This window comes from Tateyamaria armeniaca, assembly GCF_045797845.1.
Taxonomy (GTDB): Bacteria; Pseudomonadota; Alphaproteobacteria; order Rhodobacterales; family Rhodobacteraceae; genus Tateyamaria; species Tateyamaria armeniaca.
Genome location: NZ_JBHDIY010000002.1, coordinates 1,014,339 through 1,036,869, shown reverse-complemented (window position 1 = coordinate 1,036,869; position 22,531 = coordinate 1,014,339). Strand labels below are relative to the sequence as shown.

At 58.9% G+C, this 22,531-nt stretch carries 23 protein-coding genes and 1 pseudogene; 15 read left to right on the top strand and 9 right to left on the bottom strand.

Features of this window, described 5'->3' with window-relative positions:
- Positions 1–257 precede the first annotated feature (257 nt).
- From rfbA to ACERZ8_RS05135, 5 genes are all read right to left on the bottom strand, one after another.
- Positions 258–1,130 carry a glucose-1-phosphate thymidylyltransferase RfbA gene (rfbA, locus tag ACERZ8_RS05155; protein WP_407591065.1) on the bottom strand — a complete coding sequence of 291 codons (873 nt, stop codon included), beginning with the start codon at positions 1,128–1,130 and terminating at the stop codon, positions 258–260.
- The gene (gene rfbD / locus ACERZ8_RS05150; RefSeq protein ID WP_407591064.1) at positions 1,127–1,978 is read right to left on the bottom strand and encodes a dTDP-4-dehydrorhamnose reductase; all 852 of its coding nucleotides are present in this window, start codon (positions 1,976–1,978) and stop codon (positions 1,127–1,129) included. The genes rfbA and rfbD overlap by 4 nt, the downstream gene beginning before the upstream one ends.
- The gene (rfbB, locus tag ACERZ8_RS05145) at positions 1,975–3,018 is read right to left on the bottom strand and encodes a dTDP-glucose 4,6-dehydratase (protein ID WP_407591062.1); all 1,044 of its coding nucleotides are present in this window, start codon (positions 3,016–3,018) and stop codon (positions 1,975–1,977) included. Before rfbB ends, rfbD begins: the two co-directional genes overlap by 4 nt.
- Positions 3,015–3,575, bottom strand: coding sequence for a dTDP-4-dehydrorhamnose 3,5-epimerase (gene rfbC, locus ACERZ8_RS05140; RefSeq protein ID WP_407591061.1), 561 nt, complete (start codon positions 3,573–3,575; stop codon positions 3,015–3,017). The genes rfbB and rfbC overlap by 4 nt, the downstream gene beginning before the upstream one ends.
- Before the next feature lie 154 nt (positions 3,576–3,729).
- Positions 3,730–4,719 carry a DUF2793 domain-containing protein gene (locus ACERZ8_RS05135; protein WP_407591060.1) on the bottom strand — a complete coding sequence of 330 codons (990 nt, stop codon included), beginning with the start codon at positions 4,717–4,719 and terminating at the stop codon, positions 3,730–3,732.
- A 320-nt stretch (positions 4,720–5,039) separates the two neighbouring features.
- Between ACERZ8_RS05135 and ACERZ8_RS05130 the strand changes: the two genes are divergently transcribed.
- Together ACERZ8_RS05130 and ACERZ8_RS05125 are read left to right on the top strand one after the other, a co-directional pair.
- Complete coding sequence (locus ACERZ8_RS05130) at positions 5,040–6,410, top strand: calcium-binding protein (RefSeq protein WP_407591059.1); 1,371 nt, start codon at positions 5,040–5,042, stop codon at positions 6,408–6,410.
- Complete coding sequence (locus ACERZ8_RS05125; protein ID WP_407591058.1) at positions 6,407–7,684, top strand: calcium-binding protein; 1,278 nt, start codon at positions 6,407–6,409, stop codon at positions 7,682–7,684. The genes ACERZ8_RS05130 and ACERZ8_RS05125 overlap by 4 nt, the downstream gene beginning before the upstream one ends.
- A 55-nt stretch (positions 7,685–7,739) precedes the next feature.
- Here the strand turns inward: ACERZ8_RS05125 and ACERZ8_RS05120 are convergent, their stop codons facing one another.
- The 3 genes from ACERZ8_RS05120 to ACERZ8_RS05110 are packed head-to-tail and all read right to left on the bottom strand — an operon-like array spanning position 7,740 to position 9,593.
- Positions 7,740–8,792, bottom strand: coding sequence for a YeeE/YedE family protein (locus tag ACERZ8_RS05120; RefSeq protein ID WP_407591056.1), 1,053 nt, complete (start codon positions 8,790–8,792; stop codon positions 7,740–7,742).
- 42 nt (positions 8,793–8,834) lie between these two features.
- Positions 8,835–9,206, bottom strand: coding sequence for an ArsR/SmtB family transcription factor (locus ACERZ8_RS05115; protein WP_407591055.1), 372 nt, complete (start codon positions 9,204–9,206; stop codon positions 8,835–8,837).
- An 18-nt stretch (positions 9,207–9,224) separates the two neighbouring features.
- Positions 9,225–9,593, bottom strand: coding sequence for a hypothetical protein (locus tag ACERZ8_RS05110; RefSeq protein WP_407591053.1), 369 nt, complete (start codon positions 9,591–9,593; stop codon positions 9,225–9,227).
- A gap of 79 nt (positions 9,594–9,672) precedes the next feature.
- On the opposite strand from ACERZ8_RS05110, the gene ACERZ8_RS05105 reads away from it, so the two are divergent.
- The 13 genes and pseudogenes from ACERZ8_RS05105 to hemA form a co-directional block, all read left to right on the top strand.
- Positions 9,673–10,413: a cytochrome c biogenesis CcdA family protein gene (locus ACERZ8_RS05105; protein WP_407591052.1), complete on the top strand. Its 741-nt coding sequence runs from the start codon at positions 9,673–9,675 to the stop codon at positions 10,411–10,413.
- A 19-nt stretch (positions 10,414–10,432) separates the two neighbouring features.
- Positions 10,433–10,993, top strand: a complete 561-nt coding sequence (locus ACERZ8_RS05100) for a thioredoxin family protein (protein WP_407591051.1) — start codon at positions 10,433–10,435, stop codon at positions 10,991–10,993.
- Positions 10,994–11,147: 154 nt separating this feature from the next.
- Entirely contained in the window at positions 11,148–11,624 is a 477-nt protein-coding gene (gene soxX, locus ACERZ8_RS05095; RefSeq protein WP_407591050.1) for a sulfur oxidation c-type cytochrome SoxX, read from the top strand.
- 22 nt (positions 11,625–11,646) lie between these two features.
- Positions 11,647–12,069, top strand: coding sequence for a thiosulfate oxidation carrier protein SoxY (soxY, locus tag ACERZ8_RS05090; RefSeq protein WP_407591049.1), 423 nt, complete (start codon positions 11,647–11,649; stop codon positions 12,067–12,069).
- A 23-nt stretch (positions 12,070–12,092) separates the two neighbouring features.
- Complete coding sequence (soxZ, locus tag ACERZ8_RS05085) at positions 12,093–12,422, top strand: thiosulfate oxidation carrier complex protein SoxZ (RefSeq protein WP_407591048.1); 330 nt, start codon at positions 12,093–12,095, stop codon at positions 12,420–12,422.
- 32 nt (positions 12,423–12,454) lie between these two features.
- Entirely contained in the window at positions 12,455–13,288 is an 834-nt protein-coding gene (gene soxA / locus ACERZ8_RS05080; protein WP_407591047.1) for a sulfur oxidation c-type cytochrome SoxA, read from the top strand.
- 93 nt (positions 13,289–13,381) lie between these two features.
- Positions 13,382–15,082, top strand: a complete 1,701-nt coding sequence (soxB, locus tag ACERZ8_RS05075) for a thiosulfohydrolase SoxB (RefSeq protein ID WP_407591046.1) — start codon at positions 13,382–13,384, stop codon at positions 15,080–15,082.
- A gap of 18 nt (positions 15,083–15,100) precedes the next feature.
- The gene (soxC, locus tag ACERZ8_RS05070) at positions 15,101–16,363 is read left to right on the top strand and encodes a sulfite dehydrogenase (RefSeq protein WP_407591045.1); all 1,263 of its coding nucleotides are present in this window, start codon (positions 15,101–15,103) and stop codon (positions 16,361–16,363) included.
- Positions 16,347–17,669, top strand: a complete 1,323-nt coding sequence (locus ACERZ8_RS05065; protein WP_407591044.1) for a c-type cytochrome — start codon at positions 16,347–16,349, stop codon at positions 17,667–17,669. Before soxC ends, ACERZ8_RS05065 begins: the two co-directional genes overlap by 17 nt.
- A gap of 2 nt (positions 17,670–17,671) precedes the next feature.
- The gene (locus ACERZ8_RS05060) at positions 17,672–18,379 is read left to right on the top strand and encodes a c-type cytochrome (RefSeq protein WP_407594166.1); all 708 of its coding nucleotides are present in this window, start codon (positions 17,672–17,674) and stop codon (positions 18,377–18,379) included.
- Positions 18,380–18,403: 24 nt separating this feature from the next.
- Positions 18,404–19,678, top strand: a complete 1,275-nt coding sequence (locus tag ACERZ8_RS05055) for an FCSD flavin-binding domain-containing protein (RefSeq protein WP_407591043.1) — start codon at positions 18,404–18,406, stop codon at positions 19,676–19,678.
- A 79-nt stretch (positions 19,679–19,757) separates the two neighbouring features.
- The gene (locus ACERZ8_RS05050) at positions 19,758–20,186 is read left to right on the top strand and encodes a DUF302 domain-containing protein (RefSeq protein ID WP_407591042.1); all 429 of its coding nucleotides are present in this window, start codon (positions 19,758–19,760) and stop codon (positions 20,184–20,186) included.
- 13 nt (positions 20,187–20,199) lie between these two features.
- Positions 20,200–21,402, top strand: a pseudogene (hemA, locus tag ACERZ8_RS05045) (5-aminolevulinate synthase); the annotation flags it as partial.
- A gap of 7 nt (positions 21,403–21,409) precedes the next feature.
- Here the strand turns inward: hemA and ACERZ8_RS05040 are convergent.
- Positions 21,410–22,474 carry a YeeE/YedE family protein gene (locus ACERZ8_RS05040; RefSeq protein WP_407591041.1) on the bottom strand — a complete coding sequence of 355 codons (1,065 nt, stop codon included), beginning with the start codon at positions 22,472–22,474 and terminating at the stop codon, positions 21,410–21,412.
- Positions 22,475–22,531 lie beyond the last annotated feature (57 nt).

The following is a 22,531-nucleotide window of genomic DNA, read 5'->3' as shown; positions in this document are numbered from 1 at the left end:
GAAAAGTGATGGGACAGGCTTTCAGCCAGAAATCGGGCGCAACTTTGGCGCCGCGGGCTGCAAATCCTGACGTTTTTATTCAAAATCAGGGCTGTAGCCGGACTCTCAGCTTAGCATTGCGCACGTTAAACAATCGTATCCGCTGTCCGTTTGGCGCGCATGGCTGTGCGCGCGCGATACCCGTCAGGGATCGCCCGCATGTCCGTTTTGGTGAAGCAGGTGTGTTGGCCCGAGGGGCCGAACCGGGTCGCTATCTTTCAGTCGATAAGGCCGTCCAGATACGCGCCGTAGTCGTTCTTGGAGAACATGGCCGCCCGTTTTTTCAGATCGTCCTTGGTGATCCAGCCCTGTTCATAGGCAATCTCTTCAAGGCTGCCTGTCTGCAATCCTTGCCTGTTGGTCAGCGTGCGTACGAAATTGCCCGCATCCAGAAGGCTTCCATGGGTGCCCGTGTCCAGCCACGCATAACCACGCCCCATGCGGTTCACCCGCAGGTTTCCATCGGCCAGATACATTTCGAGCAGGGTTGTGATCTCCAGTTCACCCCGTGCAGACGGCTGAACCTCGCGCGCGCGCTGCGGTGCATCACCGTCGAGAAAATAGAGGCCTGTGACCGCATAATTCGACGGCGGGTTGGTCGGTTTCTCGATGATCTCACGTGCCATCCCCTCCGCGTCGAACCCGACCACACCATAGCGTTCCGGATCAGAGACATGGTATCCGAACACCGTGCCGCCCGTTTCGTGCGCGTCCGCTTCGGCAAGCAGTTCGGGAAGGCCATGCCCGAAGAAGATATTGTCCCCCAGCACCATGGCCGATGGCGCGCCATCAAGGAATTCTTCGGCCAGCAGATAGGCCTGTGCCAGACCGTCCGGCGACGGCTGCACGATATAGGTGAGCGTCACGCCCCACTGGCTTCCGTCCCCAAGCGTGCGCTTGAATTGGTCCTGATCCTGCGGCGTCGTGATCATCGCAATCTCGCGTATCCCGGCCAGCATGAGCACCGAGATCGGGTAGTAGATCATCGGCTTGTCATAGATCGGCAGAAGCTGTTTCGAGACACCCATGGTGATCGGGTAAAGCCGCGTGCCAGAACCACCGGCCAGAATGATACCTTTGCGTTTGGTCATGACGTCTCTTTCAACTCTTTGATGGTTTCGCGCAAGGCAGCGCGCCAGTCCGGCCGTACGATGCCAAATGTCTCTGCCAGCGACGCACAGTCCATCCGGGAATTGGCAGGGCGGGCTGCGGGCGTGGGATAGGCGGATGTGGGGATGTCCGTTACACAGCAGTCAATGTTCGCGTCCTCAAAGATGGCGCGCGCAAAATCGGCCCACGAACAGTCCGGCGCGCCGGAAAAGTGATAGGTGCCAGCGGCATCTGGGCTGGACATCAAATGTGTCGCGATCGCGTGGCACGCACCGGCGATGCCCCGTGCTGGTGTCGGGCCGCCGATCTGGTCGGCCACGATGGTGAGCGCGTCCCGCTCTGCCCCCAGACGCAGCATCGTATTAACAAAGTTCGCGCCATGCGCCGAAAAGACCCAAGAGGTGCGCAGGATGGCATGCACTGCCCCTGACGCCTGTATGCCGTTTTCGCCGATCAGTTTGCTGCGCCCATAAGCGCCAAGCGGGTCGGTTTGATCGTCGGGTTTCCACAGATCGCTGCCGCTGCCGTTGAACACGTAATCGGTCGAGATGTGGACCATTGGGATACCGAGGTCCGCGCAGACGTCTGCCATCGCCGTCGGGGCGTGACCGTTTATGATCGCTGCCAGTTCTTCTTCGGATTCGGCTTTATCCACGGCGGTGTACGCGGCCGCGTTGATGACGGCGTGGGGGGCATGGGCGCGGATGGCGGCGGCACAGGCTTGCGGCTCGCTCAGGTCAGCGTCCGCACGCCCTAGGCAAACCGTGTCGGACAGCGCGGCGAGTTCCGTGGCCACCTGCCCGGTTGATCCAAAGACGAGAATGCTCATCCGCCAGTGCCCAGCCGTTGACCCACGCCCGCGCGATCCTGCAACGCACGCCACCACGCCTCGTTTTCCAGATACCAATGCACCGTGCGGCGCAGCCCATCCTCGACCGTAACCGAGGGCGACCAACCCAGTTCCTCGCGGATGCGGGTCGGATCAATGGCATAGCGCGCATCATGCCCGGGCCGGTCCGTCACAAAGGTGATCTGGTCCGCGTAAGAGCCCGACGGCTTGGGCCGCACCTCGCCCAGAATGGCGCACAGCGTCTTGACCAGTTCGAGGTTGGAGCGTTCGTTTTCGCCCCCAATGTTATAGGAGCGCCCCACAGCACCCTTTTGCACAACCAGCAACAGGGCATCGGCGTGATCTTCGACATAAAGCCAGTCGCGCACGTTCGATCCATCCCCGTAGATTGGCAGCGGTTTGTCGGCCAACGCTTTCAGGATGATCACCGGGATCAGCTTTTCCGGGAAGTGGAAGGGGCCGTAATTATTCGAACAGTTGGTCAGGACAACCGGCAGGCCATAAGTCTCGCCCCATGCGCGCACCAGATGGTCTGACGATGCTTTCGAGGCAGAATAGGGGCTGCGCGGATCGTAAGGGGTCTCTTCGGTGAACATGCCTGTCGCGCCTAGCGAGCCGAACACCTCGTCTGTCGAAATGTGGTGAAAACGGAACGTGTCAGGGCGGCCCGCGCCCTCCCAATAGCTGCGCGCCGCTTCGAGCAGGTGAAAGGTGCCCATAACATTGGTGTCGATAAAGGTGCCGGGTCCGTCGATGGAGCGATCCACATGAGACTCGGCAGCCAAATGCATGATGGCGTCGGGCTGATGAGTTTGCAGAGCGGCATCCAGCGCGGGGCGGTCACGAATGTCCGCCTCGACAAAGGTGTAGTTCGGTGCGTTCCCGACCGAGGCCACGTTTTCAAGACAGGCCGCATAGGTCAGCGCATCCAGATTGATCACCTCGTGACCGGCCGCCACGGCCTGCCGCACAACTGCTGATCCGATGAACCCGGCGCCGCCGGTGACAAGAAGTTTCATGGCGCTGCCTCGTAGGTAAAGGGGCTGTCGAAATCGGCCAGTGCCGGGGCGGCTGCGTCCTTTTCAGACAGGATTGGGTCGCCGGTCAGGCCCCAGTCGATGCCGCAACTGTCCCATGCCACGGCGCCGTCGGCGGTCGCATCGTAATAGTCAGAGCACTTATAGATAATCTCGGTATCGGGCGTGCGGGTGGCAAAGCCGTGCAGGAACCCTTCGGGAATCAGCAACTGCAATCCGTTGTCAAAGCTGAGCTCGTAGCCCACCCATTGGCCATAGGTGGGCGAGCCGCGCCGGATATCGACGGCCACGTCAACCAGGACACCGCGCCCGCAGCGCACCAGCTTGGCCTGTGCGGACGGGGGGGCCTGAAAATGCAAGCCGCGCACCGTGCCGACAGCGCCGGACATCGAATGATTGTCCTGTACGAATTCCGTGTGAATGCCGTGGGTCGCAAAGGTCTTGCGGTTCCAGCTTTCGCTGAAAAACCCGCGATCATCGCCAAACCGGCGGGGTTCAATGAGCAGGACGCCGGGGAGCGCGGTCTCGGTAATCTTCACGTGTGAGGGTCCCTTTGCAATGCTGTGTGGCGCATAACAAAGGGGTGTTTGGATGTCACGAAAGATGTGGGCTGAACCCGCAAACCCTGTCGTGCAGCGGCAGTTTTCTACCGTCTTGTTCTATTTGCGCGCGTGCCGCGCGGACCTGTCGACCTTACTTGCCCAAGGTGGACATCGTGAAGGTCCGATCGGACCCAAGGCGGTTTTCCAGATACATGCGTGGCGCCGCGCCGCTGGTGTCAATCGAGATGCTGATGGCATTGTCCGGACCGGTCGTTCCATCAAGCACACCGCTCAGAAAATTCAGGCTGCCTGCGGGGCTGTTGAACATCGCGGCAAAGTTGCTGGCGCCTGCCAATGTTCCGGTCACCGAGAACAAATAAAACTCACCTGCCAGATCAAGCGAGAGCCACATCATGATCCGCGCAGGGTCAGAGAACGGAATGTCAAAGCCATAGGCCGCATCATCTGCGATAAACACTTCGTCGAAGTAGCATTTGCCTTGTGGAAACCGCACGGCGCCATCGGCTGCATCCGCGACAATGGCGGTGTTGAAAAGCGTTCCGTTGGCAGACACCTTGACTGCAAAGTCATCGTTTCCTGCCGTGCCCATTTCGGCCCTACCGGAAAAGCCGGTCTGGAACAGAAGGCTTGCAGTGTCACCGTCGGTGTTCTTGTTCAGCTTCAGTTGGTGGCCGCTGCCTGCATGGTTCAGCAATGTGGCCTGTGACGTGACAGTCAGGCGGTTGGTGTCGTCGGCCGCCGCATTGATTCCGACATAGGCGACGTTTTGCAATGGTGCGAGTTCTGGTACGGCCCAGTCGGACCCATCGAAACGCACAACCGTTCCGGTGCCCTGCACATCGGCGCGCCAGCCCGTGAGCGGCGCGTGGAATGTCCATGCGTTGTCTGCCCAGACGGCGACGGCATTGTCCTGACCTGACCACGCACCGCTTGCACCGCCCGCGACAATGTATCTGTCCCCTTCATCCGGGGTTGTCGGGGGTGCTGTCAGTTCTGCCGAGATGACCGCCAGTTGCACAATGGCGTCAAGCTGGCGCAGCGCCTCGTTGTGGGTGACATGCTTTTGTGCCTGCGACGGCTGGATGTAGGGCAATGACAGGATCGGTGAGGTCTCAGACATGCAGGCGGTCCTTTCGGGAAAGCGCGGGTTAATTCAGCGTACGTTCCTCGCTTGGCGTTAACTTCCGAAAAAGGCAGCGCACGGTTGTTTACCCTGTGTAGCAACGCCGCTCGTGATCTCGCATGGTAAACGGGGCCTTGCGCGATAGGTTAAAATCCATGTGATAGGTCGCAGAAGCGCCACAAACTCGTCCGCGTGATTGCACGTCGCACCGCCAGATATCTCCTCAAGAACGCGATACCTTGGGGGTAACAATGCGGATGTCATTTACGGCGCACGGCGCTGTTTCGGTTTCGAACGTAGATTCTGTGGTGGGGGTGATGGATCTGGACGTGGTCCAGACCAGCAGCGGCACCTATCTGTTTGCGGCCACACGCGGCGGCGGCTGGCTGACGGCCTTTGATCTGGGTACAAACGCGGGCGACACCGCCCAATCCGACAGCTGGTCTATCGCGTCGTCCTATCTGCAGCTTGAAAGCACGGACATTGAAATCCGCCAGACCGGCGGCAGTGGATTTGAACTGTATATGGCAGGCCTGAATAGTGACGCATTGCAGGGCGTGACAGTAAACGCCGGTGCAGGATCAAATACGATTGATGCTGCCATCAGCAGGTCCGCCACAGGGCTGGATGCAGGCGACATCACGGAAATGGCATTGTGGGACGATGGCTCCGGCGGGCTCGTGGCGTTGCGCGGTGGTGGCCTGTCTCATGTCACATTTGGCAGCGGCACCCAGATGGAAAGCGTATCTGTGGGCCAAGGGACGGCCATGAACGGTCGCTCTGTCACCGATATTGTCACTGCAACACATGGCGGGCAAACAGTGGCCGTCGTCACATATGGCGCGGACAATACGGTGTCTCTGTTCCGAATGGCAGGCAACGGCACCGTGCAGCACATGGCCGACCTGGATGTTGAGGATGGGTTGTGGGCCAACCGCCCCGGTGCGATGACAACTGTGATTGGCGCAGATGGCGCGCTGTACGTTGTTGTGACAGCCTCGGGAAGTGGATCGCTGTCCGTCCTCGAAATTGACGAAAACGGAACCGGGATGCGCATGGTGGATCATGTGCTGGACACGCTTGATACGCGGTTCGACGATGCCAGCTATGTCAGCACAGTCACCATCAACGGTCAGGATTATGTTGTGGCGGCGGGCACGGATTCTGGCCTCAGCCTGTTCGTGATGCTGAACGGTGGACGCTTGCAGCATGTCGAAACCATCGAGGGCAGCATCGAAAGCCCGCTTAACAACATATCTGGCATCGAAGCAGTGGAAACTGCGACGGGCACGCGCCTTTTCGTGTCCACCCAATCTGCTCCGTTTCTGGTCGAATATGCGATCACCCATGACGCTCCCGGCGTGACACGGGTGGCAGATGCCGCTGGTGGCACTGTCAACGGAACAGGTGGGGATGACATTCTGAACGGGGGCAATGGCCCCGATCTGCTGCAAGGCGGTGCTGGCAACGACATCATCATTGATGGGGCAGGCAGCGACACCCTGCGCGGCGACGCAGGTGCGGACCTGTTCGTGCTGACCCAGGATGATGCGACAGACGTCATTCTGGACTTTCAACCGGGTCAGGATCGCATCGATATCTCGGCGCTGGGCGTCGTCGGCGGAGTGGAAAACCTGATTATCTCATCGCGCAGCTGGGGGCCGAATTGCGTTATGGCACCTCCGTGATTGAGGTGCGGTCCGCCAATGGTTCGTCGCTCTCCGCTTCGGATTTTGCTGGTGATGCGATCATCATTGGCAACCGCCCACCCACCGACCCGTCAGTCTATGAGGTAGAAGAACCGGTCACCGACCCCATTCATCCGCTGACCGAAAGCGCCGGGCCACAGCCTGCTGCACCGATCTGGATTTCGGAACCGACCTTTGCCCTGCCTGATGCGGCAGGCAGCATTCAGGGCGGTGCCGCACCAGAACAAACCAACGGTACGAACGGGGACGACGTGATTTTCGGCAATGCCGGGGATGACACGATTGTCGGTGATTTCGGGCATGACACCCTCAGCGGTGACGGCGGCGAAGACCTGATTGATGGCGGAGCCGGAGACGACTTGATTTTTGGCGGCATCGGATTTGACACGATCTTTGGCAAGAACGGCGACGATACGATTGTCGGCGGTGATAACGCGGATTCGCTTTATGGCGGCAACGGCGACGACGTGATGATCGGCGGCGCAGGTTTCGACCAGATGTTTGGCGAAGACGGCAATGACACAATGTGGTCGGGCGACACTGCCGACCGCCTTTACGGCGGTGCGGGCGACGACTGGATGAGTGCGGGTATCAATTTCGGCCTCACCGTCGATGGGCTTTGGGGCGAAGAAGGTAACGATACCATGTTCGGCAACGCAGGCTTTGACCTGCTGGATGGCGGCGACGGCAATGACCTGATGGATGGCGGTGATCAGGCCGACAACCTTTACGGGCGCGCGGGCAATGACACGATGTTCGGTGGTCAGGGCCTTGACCGGCTGTTCGGTGGTGCGGGTGACGATCAATTGATTGGCGGTTCGGGCAATGACGGGCATTTCGGCGATCAAGGCAACGACACCGCATGGGGCGGAGCAGGAGATGACCGATTCTTTGGAGGTTCGGGCAATGACATCCTGATGGGTGAATCCGGCAATGATTCAGTTTATGGCGGTGCCGGGTTTGACACCTTGATTGGCGGCACGGGCGACGATCTGTTGTTGGGGGACTTCAACGCCGACCGTTTTGTGTTTGCGAACGATCATGGCAATGACACGATCGGTGACTTTGACGCCAATAACGGGTTTGAGCTGATGGATTTCTCGGAATTGTCCGTGTTCGACACAGTCAACAGTGTCCTTGCTGCGTCGCAGCAAGTTGGCTCGGATGTTTTGATTTCAACCGGGTCGAACAGTTCAATTCGTCTGCTTGATGTCAATCTTGCCGATCTGGGTGCGGATGACTTTGTCTTCTAGCGTGGCGCGAAACCACTGACGCGGACCATTTCATGAGCTAACAGGCTAATAGTAACTACTCTGCGGGCGCAAAGCCGGTGATCAACTGTTTCAAGCCCAAAGCGGCACCGGCAAAGATGGCCAGAAAAGTGACTGGGGCGCTGAACGCCAGCAGTGAGAAAGCAGAGATGCCCTGACCGACACTGCATCCAACGGCGATGATTGCGCCGGGACCCATGATCGCTGCTCCAAGGATTTGCCGTCGCAACTCGCGCGGATCTTCGCAGGCCTCCCATCGGAAATGCCCCTTGGAATATGACCCAAGGGCCGCGCCAATAACGACGCCAACCACGGATCCGACACTGAACGACAGCGCGTTGCCCGAGGCGGTCATTGAGTAGAAAATCGTGTCACCGATGGGGGCCGCGAATGTGTGGGTTTCAATCGGCTCTGCCTCGAAACCGTGCATCGCAACCCAGTAGGTTCCAATCCAGCCCGACACGATAGCAAGGCCGACAATCGTGCCCCAGAATATGTGCCCAGACGAACGGCGCATGTCGGCCGACATCAGCGCCACGACCAGCAGAATTCCTCCGGCAATGATGCCGGTGGCCAGCGGTGCGACCCCGAAGCCATCAAGTAATTGAGTGAACCCTTGCGCAGACGACGCGTCGGTTTCGACCGGAAACAGCATGACGCGTAAATGGGCCAGCGGGCCAGACATGACGAAATAAGCAGATAATCCCATCACAAGAACGATCACGAAAGAACGTAAATCGCCACCGCCCAACCGGGCCAGAGCGCCGTAGCCGCAATTCCCGCTCAGCGCCATGCCATAGCCAAACATGAGCCCGCCGATGATCGTCCCGATAGGATTCCAAACCCGATCAAGGTATGCCGATTGCGCGGAGTCAAACCACCCCAACGACATCGCAACGTGGGCGCCGATGATCGCCACACCTATGGCAATGGCCCACATCCGCATTCGTCTGTCATCAGAGCCATAGAGCAGGTCTTCGATAGCACCGAGCGTACAAAAGCGTCCGATACGTGCAGCCAAACCCAGGGCGATGCCGCCCAAAAGTCCAATCAAAGCAACAGTGTTGGCTTCTCCAAGCAGTTCCAGCATATCGGCTTCCTCCCCCGGACCGATCGCTGGCGAGGCAACCGGTCAGTCTTCCCTGCAAAACAGGTCGTAGACCACTTCCATGATTTGCCTGGGTCGGTCGTCTGTCAAGCTGTAGTAGATCGCCTTGCCATCGCGGCGTGGTTTCACCAGCCCCTCAAGCCGCAGGCGGGACAGTTGCTGAGACACGGCGGCCTGCCTGGCGGACAACAAATCCTCAAGCTCGGTCACCGATTTTTCGCCTGACGTAAGATGACACAAGATCATCAGCCGCCCCTCGTGACTGATAGCTTTGAGGAAATTGGACGCCGCCTGTGCGTTGCGCATCATCCGTTCCATGTCTTCGGCGCACATGTTGGCATCAAAGACGGGCAGGCGTGACGGGGTGTCGATCTGTGGATCCGGTTCGCTGGTCATATCAAGCGTCATAGCGTTCTAACCTGCCTTGTCCAAGGGGATGTCCGCCCGCTCAAACATCATTGTGAGCAGACCCCAAAAGAAATCCTCGCCCGGATATCCTTCGATCCGCCCAACTTCGACGCCATCCTGCACAAGGATGAAAGTAGGGGTGAAGTGGACCCGTTGTTTCAGGGTGACATCCGGCGTTTCGCTGTGAAGGTCATAGCGTTGAAGAGGCGCTGCCTGCCCTTCTTCCGTCTTTGGATAAATATGCCCGATGTCTTCGTTCCATCGCGCGCACCAGATGCAACCGACTTCTTCTGCCATCAGCAAATATGTCTGCGCTGCCGCGGGCAAGGGCAGCGCCAGAAGGGCCGTGATCAGCCATGTCTTGAGTGCTTTCACGACCCGCTCCGATTGACGCCGCTTCACCTTTTATCATAATCTAATTTTTGAATATCTCAAGGCTAGGGGCCGACGAGACATGTTTGATGTGACATATTTGGGCGCTTTGCTGGCGGGACTGCTGTCTTTTTTGTCACCCTGTATTCTGCCGATTGTCCCGTTCTATCTGAGCTATCTTGCCGGTGTCGGCATGAATCAGATTTCTGCCGAGGCCGAGATATCGCGACAGGTCAGGCTGCGTGCCTTTCTGGCCGCCTGCTGCTTTGCGCTGGGCGTGATCACCGTCTTTATGGGTCTTGGTGCGACCGCCACAGCCTTTGGGCAGTTGGTGCGGGAATACTTCGACATGCTGCGGTGGGTGGCAGCAGCAATCATTATCGCGATGGGGCTGCATTTTCTGGGCGTCGTACGGATCGGGTTTCTATACCGCCAGTTCCGCGCAGATGCCGGGAACACATCGAATGTCGGCTTAGTGGGAGCCTTTGTGATCGGGCTGGCCTTTGCTTTCGGCTGGACGCCATGTGTTGGCCCGGTGCTGGCGGCCATCCTGTTCACTGCTGCCGGGCAAGACACAGCGGCGCAAGGGGCGAGCCTACTGTTTGTTTACGGGCTTGGCATGACTTTGCCATTTGTGGTTGCGGCCCTTTTCATCGGCCCGTTCATGTCATGGCTGGCCCGATTTCGCCGTCACCTTGGCCTGATCGAAAAGATGATGGGAGTGTTGCTGATCCTGTTCGGCGTGCTGATCGCAACCAATTCCATCAATTACATCGCCCAATGGATGCTGGAGCACGTGCCGTGGTTCAGCGCGATTGGATAAACCAAAAGGGAGGATAGGCATGTTTCGTTTCTTGGCACCACTGATGGCCCTCTGCATTGCGCTGCCGCTGGGCGCGGCGGAATTGGGGGATGACGGTCTGCACAAGGCACCGTGGATGCGCGACACGTTCAAGGACCTGACCGAAGATCTTGATGAGGCCAACGCCGAGGGCAAACGCCTGATGCTGATCATCGAACAGCGCGGATGCATCTACTGCAAGAAGATGCACGAGGAAGTCTTTGTCGTTCCCGAGATCGCGCAATACATCGAAGACAATTTCTTTGTGGTGCAGATCAATATGTTCGGCGATGTCGAAGTGACTGATTTCGACGGCACCACCCTGCCGGAAAGGGACATGGTGAAACGGTGGGGCGCATTATTCACGCCCAGCATCTACTTCTTACCCGAAGATGTGAGTGACGATATGACAGCCACACAGGCTGCGGTGGCCAACATGCCGGGTGCTTTTGGCCGCTGGACCACGCTCAACATGCTGACCTGGGTTGTCGAAAAAGGGTATGATGGTGACGAGCCGTTCCAGAAATACCACGCGCGAAAGTTCGAGGCGCAAAAGGGCTAGGCAATGCTGCATGTGCAAAGTGATTGTTGCGTCCTATGCTGCGGCCGCGAACAAATACAAAAATTCACTTAGTTGAATTTGATGTTGCGTAATCGAGAATGTGTACAGTAGTGTACCCACCAAGAACGGACGGGAATCGTCCAATGGAGGGCAAATGAAACATGTAATCGGACTTGGCTTTGCAACGGCATTCGCAGCCACAATGGTGTTCGCAGAGCCGGTGGACCCCACCGCAGTTGTTTATGAGGACGGTGCCGTTGCTGTATCGCTGAGCGGCCAGGCAGGTGATCCGGACAATGGCGCGATCCTGATGAACAAGGGCTCGGGCAATTGCATCGCCTGCCACTCGGTTGAGGCGCTGTCACATCTGCCGTTCCATGGCGAAGTTGGCCCACCGCTGGACGGCGTTGCAGACCGCTGGAGCGAAGCAGAACTGCGCGGGATCGTTGCCAATGCTAAAGTCATGTTCGACGGGACCATGATGCCTGCTTTTTACAAGACCGAAGGGTTCACGCGTCTGGGTGACGCTTATACTGGCAAGGCGCACGCCGACGGATCGGTGCAACCCCTTCTCACCGCCCAGGACATCGAGGACGTGGTGTCGTTCCTTGTGACCCTGAAAGAAGAGTAACACGAGACATTTGGAGAGTTCGATGGAACTGACACGGCGAAAATTGCTTGTACTTGGCTCTGGCGCAGTCGCGTTGTCGAGCCTGACTGCCCTGCCGGCTTTTGCCAGCCTGACGGATGACGCAATTGCGGAACTGACAGGTGGCGCAGAACTGGGCGAGGGTGCGATCACCTTGACGGCCCCTGAAATCGCGGAAAACGGCAACACCGTTCCGATCGAGGTCAGCGCACCCGGCGCGGTGTCGATCACGTTGTTTGCCTCCGGCAACCCGGTTCCCAATGTGGCCACGTTCAACTTCGGCCCACTGAGCGGATCGCGCAACGCATCCACCCGTATTCGTCTTGCCACCACGCAGGATGTCGTCGCCATCGCCAAGATGGAAGACGGTTCATTCCAGCAGGCAACCGCAAACGTAAAAGTGACCATCGGCGGCTGCGGCGGCTGATCCCAAGGACGAGGAGATAAGATATGGCATCTGGTGTAAAACCCCGCGTCAAGGTCCCCAAAACGGCGGCTGCTGGCGAGACGATCACGATCAAGACCCTGATCAGCCACAAGATGGAAAGCGGTCAGCGCAAAGACGATGATGGCAACGTCATTCCTCGCTCGATCATCAATCGCTTTACCGCTGACTTCAACGGCCAGAACGTGATCGACGTGACGCTGGAACCGGCGATCTCGACGAACCCGTATTTTCAGTTCGAAGCCATCGTGCCTGAAACCGGTGAGTTTAAGTTCACATGGTATGACGACGACGGCGACGTCTATGAAACAAGCAAGAAGATCGAAGTCTCTTAAGAAGACAGGGATCTCGCCAGGGAGGGACGAGAATGAACTTGAAACCATGGATGACAGCAGCGTTCATCGGCATGGCCGGGGCCGCGTGTGCGCAAGACGACAGCACATTGTCGATTGATGGCGAGGTATTTGTCACCGAAACCAAAGCGCCCGAGCATCTGGAAAACATCAGCACGATCTATTCCGGCTGGCGGTTCCGCACACCTGAAACGCAGGCGCTTCAGATCGACGACTTTGACAACCCGGCGATGATCTTTGTGGATCAGGGCATGGACCTGTTCAACGCAGTCGACGGCACCGAAGGTAAATCCTGTGCCTCGTGCCATACCGACGGACCAGAGGAATTTGCGGGCCTGCACGCGCAGATGCCCAAGGTTGTCGATGGCAAGCTGATGGTGATGGAGGATCTGATCAACACGCATCGTCAGGATGTCATGGGCGCCGAGCCATTGAAATGGTCCGGTGCGGACATGCAGGCGATGGTGGCCCTGATTGGACTGCAGTCGCGTGGCATGCCAATGGATGTTGCGATCGATGGGGATGCAGCGCCGTATTGGGAAAAGGGCAAGGAAATCTACTACACCCGCTACGGCCAGCTTGAGCTGTCCTGTTCCAATTGCCACGAAGACAATTACGGCAACATGATCCGGGCCGATCACCTGAGCCAGGGCATGATCAACGGCTTTCCGACATACCGTCTGAAACAGGCCAAGCTGATCTCGCGTCACAACCGTTTCCGTGGCTGCATCCGGGACACACGGGCCGAAACGTTTGCCGAAGGGTCGGACGAATTCAAGGCACTTGAGCTTTATGTGGCAAGCCGCGCAAACGGTTTGGACATCGAGACACCTGCCGTCCGACAGTAATCACTGACTTGAAAGGGGCGCGCCACGGGCAGCGCCCCTTTTTTCCGGCGTATGAATTCAAACATACGCATATGTAAGAAGGGATGTTCTGACATGATCTCGCGGCGAGACTTCCTTCAGGTTGGCATGGCGGCATCGGCCTTGGTCGGTGCCTCGGGTTTTGGCAACTGGGCGCGGCTGGCGGCGCAACAGGCACTTACGCAGGATCAGTTGTTGGAATTCGACACCTTTGGCAACGTGTCCCTGATCCACATCACGGACATCCACGCGCAACTCAAGCCGATCTATTTCCGCGAACCGTCTGTGAATATCGGCGTGGGCGGCAACAAGGGGGCCGTGCCCCACGTGACCGGCGCCGAGTTCCGAAAGCTTTACGGCATAGAAGACGGCTCGCCCTCGCATTACGCGCTCAGCTCTGGCGATTTTTCCTCCCTTGCGCAGGGCTATGGCCGCGTTGGCGGGCTGGACCGGGTTGCCACGGTGATCAAGGCCATCCGCGCCGACCGCCCCGATGCGATCCTGCTGGATGGCGGCGACACGTGGCACGGCTCTTACACCTGTCTCAAGACCCAAGGGCAGGACATGGTCAACGTGATGAACGCCCTGCAACCCGACGCGATGACGTTCCACTGGGAATTCACGCTTGGGTCGGACCGGGTGCAGGAACTGGTCGAAAGCCTGCCTTTCGCCGCCCTTGGCCAGAATATATTTGACGTGGAATGGGACGAACCGACCGAGCTGTTCCCGCCCTACAAGATGTTCGAACGCGGCGGCACAAAGATCGCCGTGATCGGGCAGGCATTTCCGTATATGCCCATCGCCAATCCCGGCTGGATGTTCCCAGAATATGCGTTTGGCATCCGGGACGAGAACATGCAGGCCATGGTGCACGAAGTGCGCGCAGCGGGCGCGGAATGTGTCGTTGTGCTCAGCCACAATGGCTTTGACGTCGACAAGAAAATGGCGACCGTCGTCGGTGGCATCGACGTGATCCTGTCCGGCCATACCCATGACGCCCTGCCTGAACCCGTCGTTTCGGGCGAGACGCTGATCTTCCCGTCCGGCTCAAATGGCAAGTTCGTGACGCGGATTGATTTGGACATTCGCGACGGTCGCATGAAGGGGTATCGCTCGAAACTAATCCCCATTTTTTCCGATGTCATAACGCCTGACGCGGACATGGCGGCATTGATTGATGAACAACGCGCACCATACGTATCCGAACTGTCCGAAGTCATTGGCCAGACCGACAGCCTGCTGTACCGGCGTGGCAACTTCAACGGCACGTGGGACGACCTGATATGTGACGCGTTGCTGAGCGAGCGAGACGCCGAAATCGCGCTCAGCCCCGGCGTGCGTTGGGGGCCGTCCCTGATCCCCGGTCAGGACATCACGCGCGAAGATATCTTCAACGTCACCTCGATGACCTACGGCAAGGCCTATCGCACCGAAATGACCGGCGAGTTCCTCAAGGTCGTTCTGGAGGATGTCGCGGACAACATCTTTAACCCCGACCCCTACTACCAGCAGGGCGGCGACATGGTGCGCACGGGCGGCCTTGGCTACCACATCGATGTCAGCCAGCCGCAGGGCAGCCGCATCAGCAACATGACATTGCTCAGCACCGGTGAGGCGATTGACCCCGCACGCAATTACGTGGTCGCAGGCTGGGCCTCGGTCAACGAAGACACCGAGGGTCCGCAGATATGGGATGTTGTGGAAAGCCACATCGCCAAGATGGGCACCGTCACCGCGAACCCGGACAACAACAGCGTCGTCGTGACCGGCGTTTAAGTAGGGGAACCCTTCACCATGGATGACATGTTCAAACCATCCCGACGGGCCTTCCTTCGCGGCTCGGCCGCTGTGGCTGCGGGAACCGTCGCGGGGGTGGCATCGGCCAACGGACCTGATCCGCTGATCACCGAGTTGCAGGATTGGGCGTCTTATACCGGCGTCGGCGTGGACGAGACGCCCTATGGCATGCCGATCAGTTTCGAGAGCCACGTGGTGCGCCGCAACGTCGAATGGCTGACCGCGTCGCCGATCTCTTCGATTAATTTTACGCCGATCCATGCGTTGGACGGGACGATCACGCCGCAGGGCTGCGCGTTTGAACGCCACCACTCGGGGGCAATCGAATTGTCCAAGCAGGATTTCCGGCTGATGATCAACGGGCTGGTCGATCAACCGCTGGTCTTCACCTATGACGATCTGATGCGCTTCCCGCGCGAAAACCACGTCTATTTCTGCGAATGCGCGGCAAACACGGGCATGGAATGGGCCGGCGCGCAATTGAATGGCGTACAGTTCACCCACGGCATGATCCACAACATGGAGTACACCGGCGTGCCCCTGCGCACCCTGCTGCAAGAGGCAGGCGCAGACATCAGCACCGACAAGTGGGTCTATGTGGAGGGGGCTGATGCGTCCTCGAACGGCCGTTCGATCCCGATGGACAAAGCCTTGGACGACGTACTTGTCGCCTTCAAGGCCAACGGCGAGGCTTTGCGTATGGAGCACGGATACCCAGTGCGCCTCGTCGTTCCGGGGTGGGAAGGGAACATGTGGGTCAAGTGGCTGCGCCGCATCGAAGTGACCGACATGGCGGTCGAAAGCCGTGAGGAAACCTCGAAGTACACAGATGTGCTTGAGGACGGCACGGCCCGCAAATGGACATGGGAGATGGATGCGAAATCCGTCATCACGTCGCCCAGCCCCCAAATGCCGATTACACACGGCGCTGGCCCATTGGTCATCTCGGGCCTCGCCTGGTCCGGTCATGGCCAGATCACCCGCGTCGATGTCTCCAAAGACGGCGGCATCACATGGGAAACCGCGCGACTGGGCAAGCAGGGCGACACCAAGGCGCTGACCCGCTTCTATGTGGACATGGATTGGGATGGCGCACCGATGCTGCTCCAATCACGCGCCATTGATGACACTGGATATGTTCAGCCGACCAAGGAACAGCTTCGTGAAAAGCGGGGCGAAAACTCGGTCTATCACAACAACTGCATCCAGACCTGGTATGTGAACGCACAAGGGATCGCCGAGAATGTCGAAGTCTCCTAACATTTTCATCCCCGCGCTTGGTGGCGCCGCGCTGGTCATGGGTGTCGCCTTTGGCCTGATGAACAGGGACTATGCCGCAGACAAGATCGACACGCTGGAAACGCGCGTTGATCAGGCGACCGCGCAGGCCGACATGGCCGCAGACATGGCGGCGGCAGAAGCGGCCCGCGCTGCAGAACTGGAAGTGAAGGTTGCTGAGATACAGGTAGCCGCACAGTCGCGGGTCGCCGCCGGGTCCATCGCCGAACCTGCACCGCAAATCGAAGGTCGGTATGGTCTGGGACGGGCCGCGCTTACAGAGGAAATCGCAGCCTGGGATGTGGATGTCCTGCCCGATGGGCGTGGTCTGCCGGAAGGCAGTGGCGACGTCTGGACAGGCGAGGAAGTCTTTGTTGACTACTGCGCGTCCTGTCACGGCGATTTTGCCGAAGGGGTCGACAACTGGCCCGTGCTTGCAGGCGGGTTCGACACGCTGGCCGACAAGGATCCGGTCAAGACTGTGGGTAGTTACTGGCCGTACCTGTCGACTGTGTACGACTATGTTCACCGCTCCATGCCCTTTGGCGCGGCAGGTACGCTGACGGCGGATGAAACCTATGCCATCGTCGCGTACATTCTCTATTCCAATGATCTGGTGGACGACGATTTTGTTCTGAGCCGCGAGACGTTCATGGATGTCGAGATGCCGAACGCCGACGGCTTTGTCGTGGATGATCGGGCTGACACGGAATACTCGGAATGGCGAACCGAGCCTTGCATGGAAAACTGCAAGGAAGAGGTCCAGATCAAAATGCGGTCCGTCTTTCTGGTTGAAACGCCACCCGAGGGCGGGTCGAATTCGGTCATGAACCCGGCTACTGTCGATGATTTGCCGTCGTTCACCGCGCAGGGTCCGTCCTTTATTCCCACTGCAGCACCCGCACCCGACGTAGCTGTTGAACCTGCGGCAGACCCAGCGCCAACGCCTGCCGAGCCCGCCGGCGAAGACGCGCTGATTGCGCAGGGCGAAAAAGTGTTCCGCAAATGCAAGGCGTGCCACGCCGTCGGGGACGGTGCCAAAAACAAGGTCGGCCCGCATTTGAACGGCGTCATCGGGCGGACCTTTGGTGCGGTCAACGGGTTCAAATACTCCGACGGCTTTGTTGAGGCCAACGCAGAGGGCAAAACTTGGACGGTCGAGGAAATGACGGCCTTCCTTGCCAATCCCAAATCCTACATGGCGGGCACCAAAATGGCCTTTGCAGGTCTCAAGAAGGAAGAGGACCTCGCCGCCATTGTCGCTTACCTCTTAAGCTTTCCCGAGTGATGATGGATCGGGTGTCTCGATATCTCGCTACACTCGCTGTTGCCGGGTTGATATCGTCGCCCCTCTACGCCGACACAGCCGACATTGAGGCGGGCGAGAAAGTGTTCCAGCAGTGCAAAGGTTGCCATCAGGTTGGCGCAGGGGCAGAGCACGCGATTGGCCCACATCTGAATGCCCTGTTCGGGCGCAACGCCGCAGGTCTTGAGGATTTCCGGTACTCCAAAAGCTTTCAGCGCGCCGGAGCGGGCGGGTTGGAATGGCACGCAGACACACTTGATGTGTTTCTTGAGAATCCGCGCGCGATGACCAGCGGAACAAGGATGAGCTTTCGCGGCGTGAAGAACGCGGAGGACAGGAGACAGCTGATCGCTTTCCTGCGTCAGTTCTCGGATGACCCTGCGAACATTCCCGAGGCTGACCCGACGGCGCAAGGCGTTGATCATGACCTTGATCCCGCCATTCTCGCGCTTGTGGGTGACCCGGAATACGGCGCTTACCTCAGCGGAGAATGCACGACCTGCCATCAGGCAGCGGGGGGTGATGCCGGGATTCCATCGATCACGCTTTGGCCCGAAGAACAGTTCGTCGTGGCCATGCATGCCTACAAGCGCAAACAACGCAATCATCCGGTCATGCAGATGATCGCCGGGCGGTTGAGCGACGACGAGATTGCAGCGCTCGCTGCATATTTCAAAGACCTCGAAAACTGAGGTCAAATTAGGGAGGAGACTAAAATGACATTGAACAGAAGGACGTTTCTTGGAACATCTGCCGTTGCCGCGGCAAGCCTTGCGGCCCCGATGGTGCTGGCGGACGGGCACGGCAAACCGCGCGTCGTCGTGATCGGTGGCGGTGCGGGCGGTGCCACGGCTGCGCGCTATATCGCCAAGGACAGTAAGGGCGAAGTCGACGTCACGCTGATCGAACCGACCCGCACGTATTACACATGTTTCTTTTCGAACCTCTATCTTGGCGGGTTCAAAGAGATTGACGAAATCGGCCACAGCTATGGCGGTCTGGCCGCAAGCGGCGTGAACGTGGTGCATGACTGGGCCGTCGGGGTAGACCGCGACGCCAAATCGGTGACGCTGGCCGGTGGTGCCACCCTGAAATACGACAAGCTGATCCTCAGCCCCGGAATCGACTTTGTCGACATGGCAGTACCCGGCTGGGACATCTCGGCCCAGAATGCGATGCCGCACGCTTACAAGGCAGGTTCGCAAACCGAACTGCTCAAGGCGCAACTGGCCGCGATGCCCGAAGGCGGGACATTTGGAATGGTCGCACCGCCCAACCCCTATCGGTGCCCACCCGGTCCATACGAGCGTGTATCTATGGTGGCTCACTATCTGAAAAACAACAATCCGACAGCCAAGATCATTGTGGCCGACCCCAAGGCAAAATTCTCGAAAATGGCGCTGTTCCAGGAAGGTTGGAACAATCACTACGCCGGCATGATCGACTGGATTGGCGAAGACTTTGGCGGCGGTGTCGTGTCGGTTGATCCGGCTGCAATGACCATGACCATTGATGGTGAAGAAACCGCGGTGGATGTCTGCAACGTGATACCCGCAATGAAAGCGGGCCGCATCGCAGATATCGCTGGCGTGACCGATGGCAACTGGGCCCCGGTCAACGCTGCCGATATGTCGACCAAGGCCGACCCGGACATCTACGTTCTCGGCGATGCGAGCCAACAGGGCGACATGCCCAAATCGGGCTTTTCGGCAAACAGCCAGGCCAAGGTTTGCGCCAATGCTGTGCGTGGTGCGCTGACCGGATCCAAGGTTTTCCCGGCGAAGTTCTCGAACACGTGCTGGTCGCTGATTGACACCAATGACGGCGTGAAGGTTGGGGCAACCTACGAGGCCACCGACGAAAAGATCGCCAAGGTCGATGGGTTCATCTCGGAAACCGGCGAAACCTCGGATGTGCGCAAGGCGACGTACGAAGAATCCGAAGGCTGGTACGCGGGCATCACCGCCGACATGTTCGGCGCAAAGGCCTGAGAATGCGGCGGGGCCTTGATGCATCTCAAGGCCCCTCCGACAGCACCGCGCTATCCTGCGGCATGATCAGGAGGATATGATGAAAAAGACCGTACTTGCAGTCACGCTGGCCCTTGCCAACGCCGCTCATGCCGACAGTTCCGTCGTGGTGCCATTCGATGGCAGTTTCGAAGATGCGACCTTTGCCGTGGAAAGCGCGATTGTTGATCGTGGGCTCGTCATTGATTACGTCAGCCATGTCGGGGAAATGCTGAACCGTACAGGCGCGGATGTCGGCAGCGATGTTCAGCTTTTCAAGGAAGCGGACATTTTTGTTTTTTGTTCAGCCGTCGTGTCGCGCGACGTGATGGAAGCCGATCCGATGAATATCGCCCATTGCCCCTATGGCGTCTTTGTGGCCGAGAACGCGGATGGCGTGATGGTTGGCTACCGTGAATACCCGGAAGGTGAGATGCAGCAAGTTCAAGCGCTGCTGGCCGGAATCGTCGCGGACGCAGTGGAGAACTGATGAACTACTCCGATTTTTCCGGTCCGAGCTGACCGCCCTGCGGGACAGCGGCAACTATCGTGACTTTGCAGAGCTTGAGCGTCACCGTGGCGCGTTCCCTGCTGCCACCTGTCACAACGGACCGGGCGAAGTGACGATTTGGTGTTCCAACGACTATCTGGGCATGGGGCAGCACCCCGATGTGCTAAACGCCATGCACAAAGCGCTTGACCGGACCGGTGCAGGGGCCGGGGGCACGCGCAACATTTCCGGAACCACGCATGATCACGTGCTGCTCGAAGCCGAGTTGGCAGATCTGCATGGCAAGGAGGCCGCGTTGTTGTTCACCTCGGGCTACGTGTCGAACTGGGCGGCACTTGGCACGCTGGCGGCGCGCATCCCCGGTTGCATCGTATTGTCTGACGAATTGAACCATGCCTCGATGATCGAGGGCATCCGCCACAGCCGCGCGCAAAAGATTATCTGGAAGCACAATGACATTGCCGATCTTGAGGCCAAACTTGCAGCACTGCCCTCAGACGTGCCCAAGCTGATCGCCTTTGAATCCGTTTACTCCATGGATGGTGATATCGCGCCGATTGCCGAAATTTGCGATCTGGCAGATCGCTACGATGCCATGACCTATCTGGATGAGGTGCACGCCGGTGGCCTTTATGGCCCGCGCGGCGGCGGCATTGCCGAGCGTGAGGGCCTTATGGACAGACTGACGGTGATCGAAGGGACGTTGGGCAAAGCCTTTGGTGTCATGGGCGGCTATATCGCGGCCAGCGCAGAGTTGTGTGATTTCGTGCGTTCTTTTGCGAGCGGATTCATCTTTACCACTGCCTTGCCGCCCGCTGTTGCAGCGGGTGCAGCCGCGTCGATCCGGCATCTCAAACACAGCTCTGCCGAACGTGACGCGCAGAAAGTGAGGGTGGCGCAGGTGCGCGCGCGACTGGATGAGATCGGCCTGCCCCATATCAATAACCCCAGCCACATCATCCCCGTGATGGTGGGCGATGCGATCAAGTGCAAATTCATCTCTGACACGTTGCTGCGCGAACACGGAATCTACATCCAGCCGATCAACTATCCCACGGTTCCTGTCGGAACGGAGCGGTTGCGTATCACGCCGTCACCCGTACACAGCGACGCAGATGTAGAGCGTTTGGTATCCGCACTTGAGGCGTTGTGGACGCAGTGCCAGTTGTCGCGCATGCCCGTGGCGGCGCAGTAGCACCCGGTCAGGCCGAACGGGTCTGTTGGGACCGCAGTATCAGCCACCGGTGAGTGATCATGGCCCCCAGCCACATGCAGAACACGGCCACCCACGCTGTCAGCGCCATTATGGACCCTCCGGCCATGCCCGCACCAACGGCGCAGCCCCCTGCCAGCATGCTGCCGAACCCCATCAGGACACCGCCTGCCAGATAGCGCTCCATGGGCGTATCGGCATCGAAACGCTGGATGCGTGCCTCTCCCTTGATCAAGGCCATCACAAGCGCGCCAAAGAAAACTCCCGGCACCAGTCCAAGGCCGAAGGTGGGAATAACATCCGACGTTGTGACAAGCGCCATCAACGTGTCGGTCGAGGGGCCGGTGAAGGTGACGGACTGGACCGGGATGACCTCGAACGACACTTGCGCAATCGCGTATGTCGCAGCCCAGCCGACAAAGACAGCAACACCAACCAGTGCCGAGGCGACAAGTGCGGACCATGGTACGCGATTGAGATGGCCAAAGACCAAAGCGCCCAAGAATGCCAGAGCGGCGAGACATGTCAGAATTGGAAGTCCCATGCCCATCAACGTGGCAAGGTTGCGCGCTGACCCACCCGGAACGGTCCACAACAGGGCGAGGCTCTCTCGCAGAGGCGATAGCACACCGCTGAGCGCCGCTTGGGCCACAATCGTGACCATCAGCCCGGTCACGATGGCGCGCAGATTTCCGGTTGCAGACAAAACGAGCAATCGGCTGACACAACCGCGGGCAAGGATCATGCCTGCGCCGAACATCAAACCGCCAATTATGGCACCCGACAGGCTGCCCGTCGCTGCCAATTGGCGCGCCTCACCTGTATCCAAAATCTTGCCCAGCACCGCCGTCTGCACAGTCACGAGTGCGGCGAAGAACGCCACCAACCAGATCGCGAGACGCGGGCCAGGACGGCCCTCGGTCACCTCGACGACAGCAGCACGCAGGCAGAATTTCGAATGCAGGGCCACAGCCCCGAACAACAGACCGACAAACAGACCAGTCGCGCACATCACGGCTGGTTCGCCAAAACGATCTGTCAGGCTTTCAAGCACCACACGCCCCCGGCTTCGTCTTCTGCGGTGCGGTGTGACAGCATGGCGGCACGCCCG

Excerpts from the sequence above, each read along its gene's own strand:
- ACERZ8_RS05120 (WP_407591056.1), bottom strand. The coding sequence starts at position 8,792 with ATGCTGGAACTGCTTGGAGAAGCCAACACTGTTGCTTTGATTGGACTT.
- soxA (WP_407591047.1), top strand. The coding sequence starts at position 12,455 with ATGAACTTGAAACCATGGATGACAGCAGCGTTCATCGGCATGGCCGGG.
- ACERZ8_RS05115 (WP_407591055.1), bottom strand. The coding sequence starts at position 9,206 with ATGACCAGCGAACCGGATCCACAGATCGACACCCCGTCACGCCTGCCC.
- ACERZ8_RS05050 (WP_407591042.1), top strand. The coding sequence starts at position 19,758 with ATGAAAAAGACCGTACTTGCAGTCACGCTGGCCCTTGCCAACGCCGCT.
- rfbA (WP_407591065.1), bottom strand. The coding sequence starts at position 1,130 with ATGACCAAACGCAAAGGTATCATTCTGGCCGGTGGTTCTGGCACGCGG.
- ACERZ8_RS05055 (WP_407591043.1), top strand. The coding sequence starts at position 18,404 with ATGACATTGAACAGAAGGACGTTTCTTGGAACATCTGCCGTTGCCGCG.
- soxZ (WP_407591048.1), top strand. The coding sequence starts at position 12,093 with ATGGCATCTGGTGTAAAACCCCGCGTCAAGGTCCCCAAAACGGCGGCT.
- soxB (WP_407591046.1), top strand. The coding sequence starts at position 13,382 with ATGATCTCGCGGCGAGACTTCCTTCAGGTTGGCATGGCGGCATCGGCC.
- ACERZ8_RS05065 (WP_407591044.1), top strand. The coding sequence starts at position 16,347 with ATGTCGAAGTCTCCTAACATTTTCATCCCCGCGCTTGGTGGCGCCGCG.
- ACERZ8_RS05130 (WP_407591059.1), top strand. The coding sequence starts at position 5,040 with ATGGATCTGGACGTGGTCCAGACCAGCAGCGGCACCTATCTGTTTGCG.
- ACERZ8_RS05060 (WP_407594166.1), top strand. The coding sequence starts at position 17,672 with ATGGATCGGGTGTCTCGATATCTCGCTACACTCGCTGTTGCCGGGTTG.
- ACERZ8_RS05135 (WP_407591060.1), bottom strand. The coding sequence starts at position 4,719 with ATGTCTGAGACCTCACCGATCCTGTCATTGCCCTACATCCAGCCGTCG.
- soxY (WP_407591049.1), top strand. The coding sequence starts at position 11,647 with ATGGAACTGACACGGCGAAAATTGCTTGTACTTGGCTCTGGCGCAGTC.
- soxC (WP_407591045.1), top strand. The coding sequence starts at position 15,101 with ATGGATGACATGTTCAAACCATCCCGACGGGCCTTCCTTCGCGGCTCG.
- ACERZ8_RS05105 (WP_407591052.1), top strand. The coding sequence starts at position 9,673 with ATGTTTGATGTGACATATTTGGGCGCTTTGCTGGCGGGACTGCTGTCT.
- ACERZ8_RS05100 (WP_407591051.1), top strand. The coding sequence starts at position 10,433 with ATGTTTCGTTTCTTGGCACCACTGATGGCCCTCTGCATTGCGCTGCCG.
- rfbD (WP_407591064.1), bottom strand. The coding sequence starts at position 1,978 with ATGAGCATTCTCGTCTTTGGATCAACCGGGCAGGTGGCCACGGAACTC.
- soxX (WP_407591050.1), top strand. The coding sequence starts at position 11,148 with ATGAAACATGTAATCGGACTTGGCTTTGCAACGGCATTCGCAGCCACA.
- rfbB (WP_407591062.1), bottom strand. The coding sequence starts at position 3,018 with ATGAAACTTCTTGTCACCGGCGGCGCCGGGTTCATCGGATCAGCAGTT.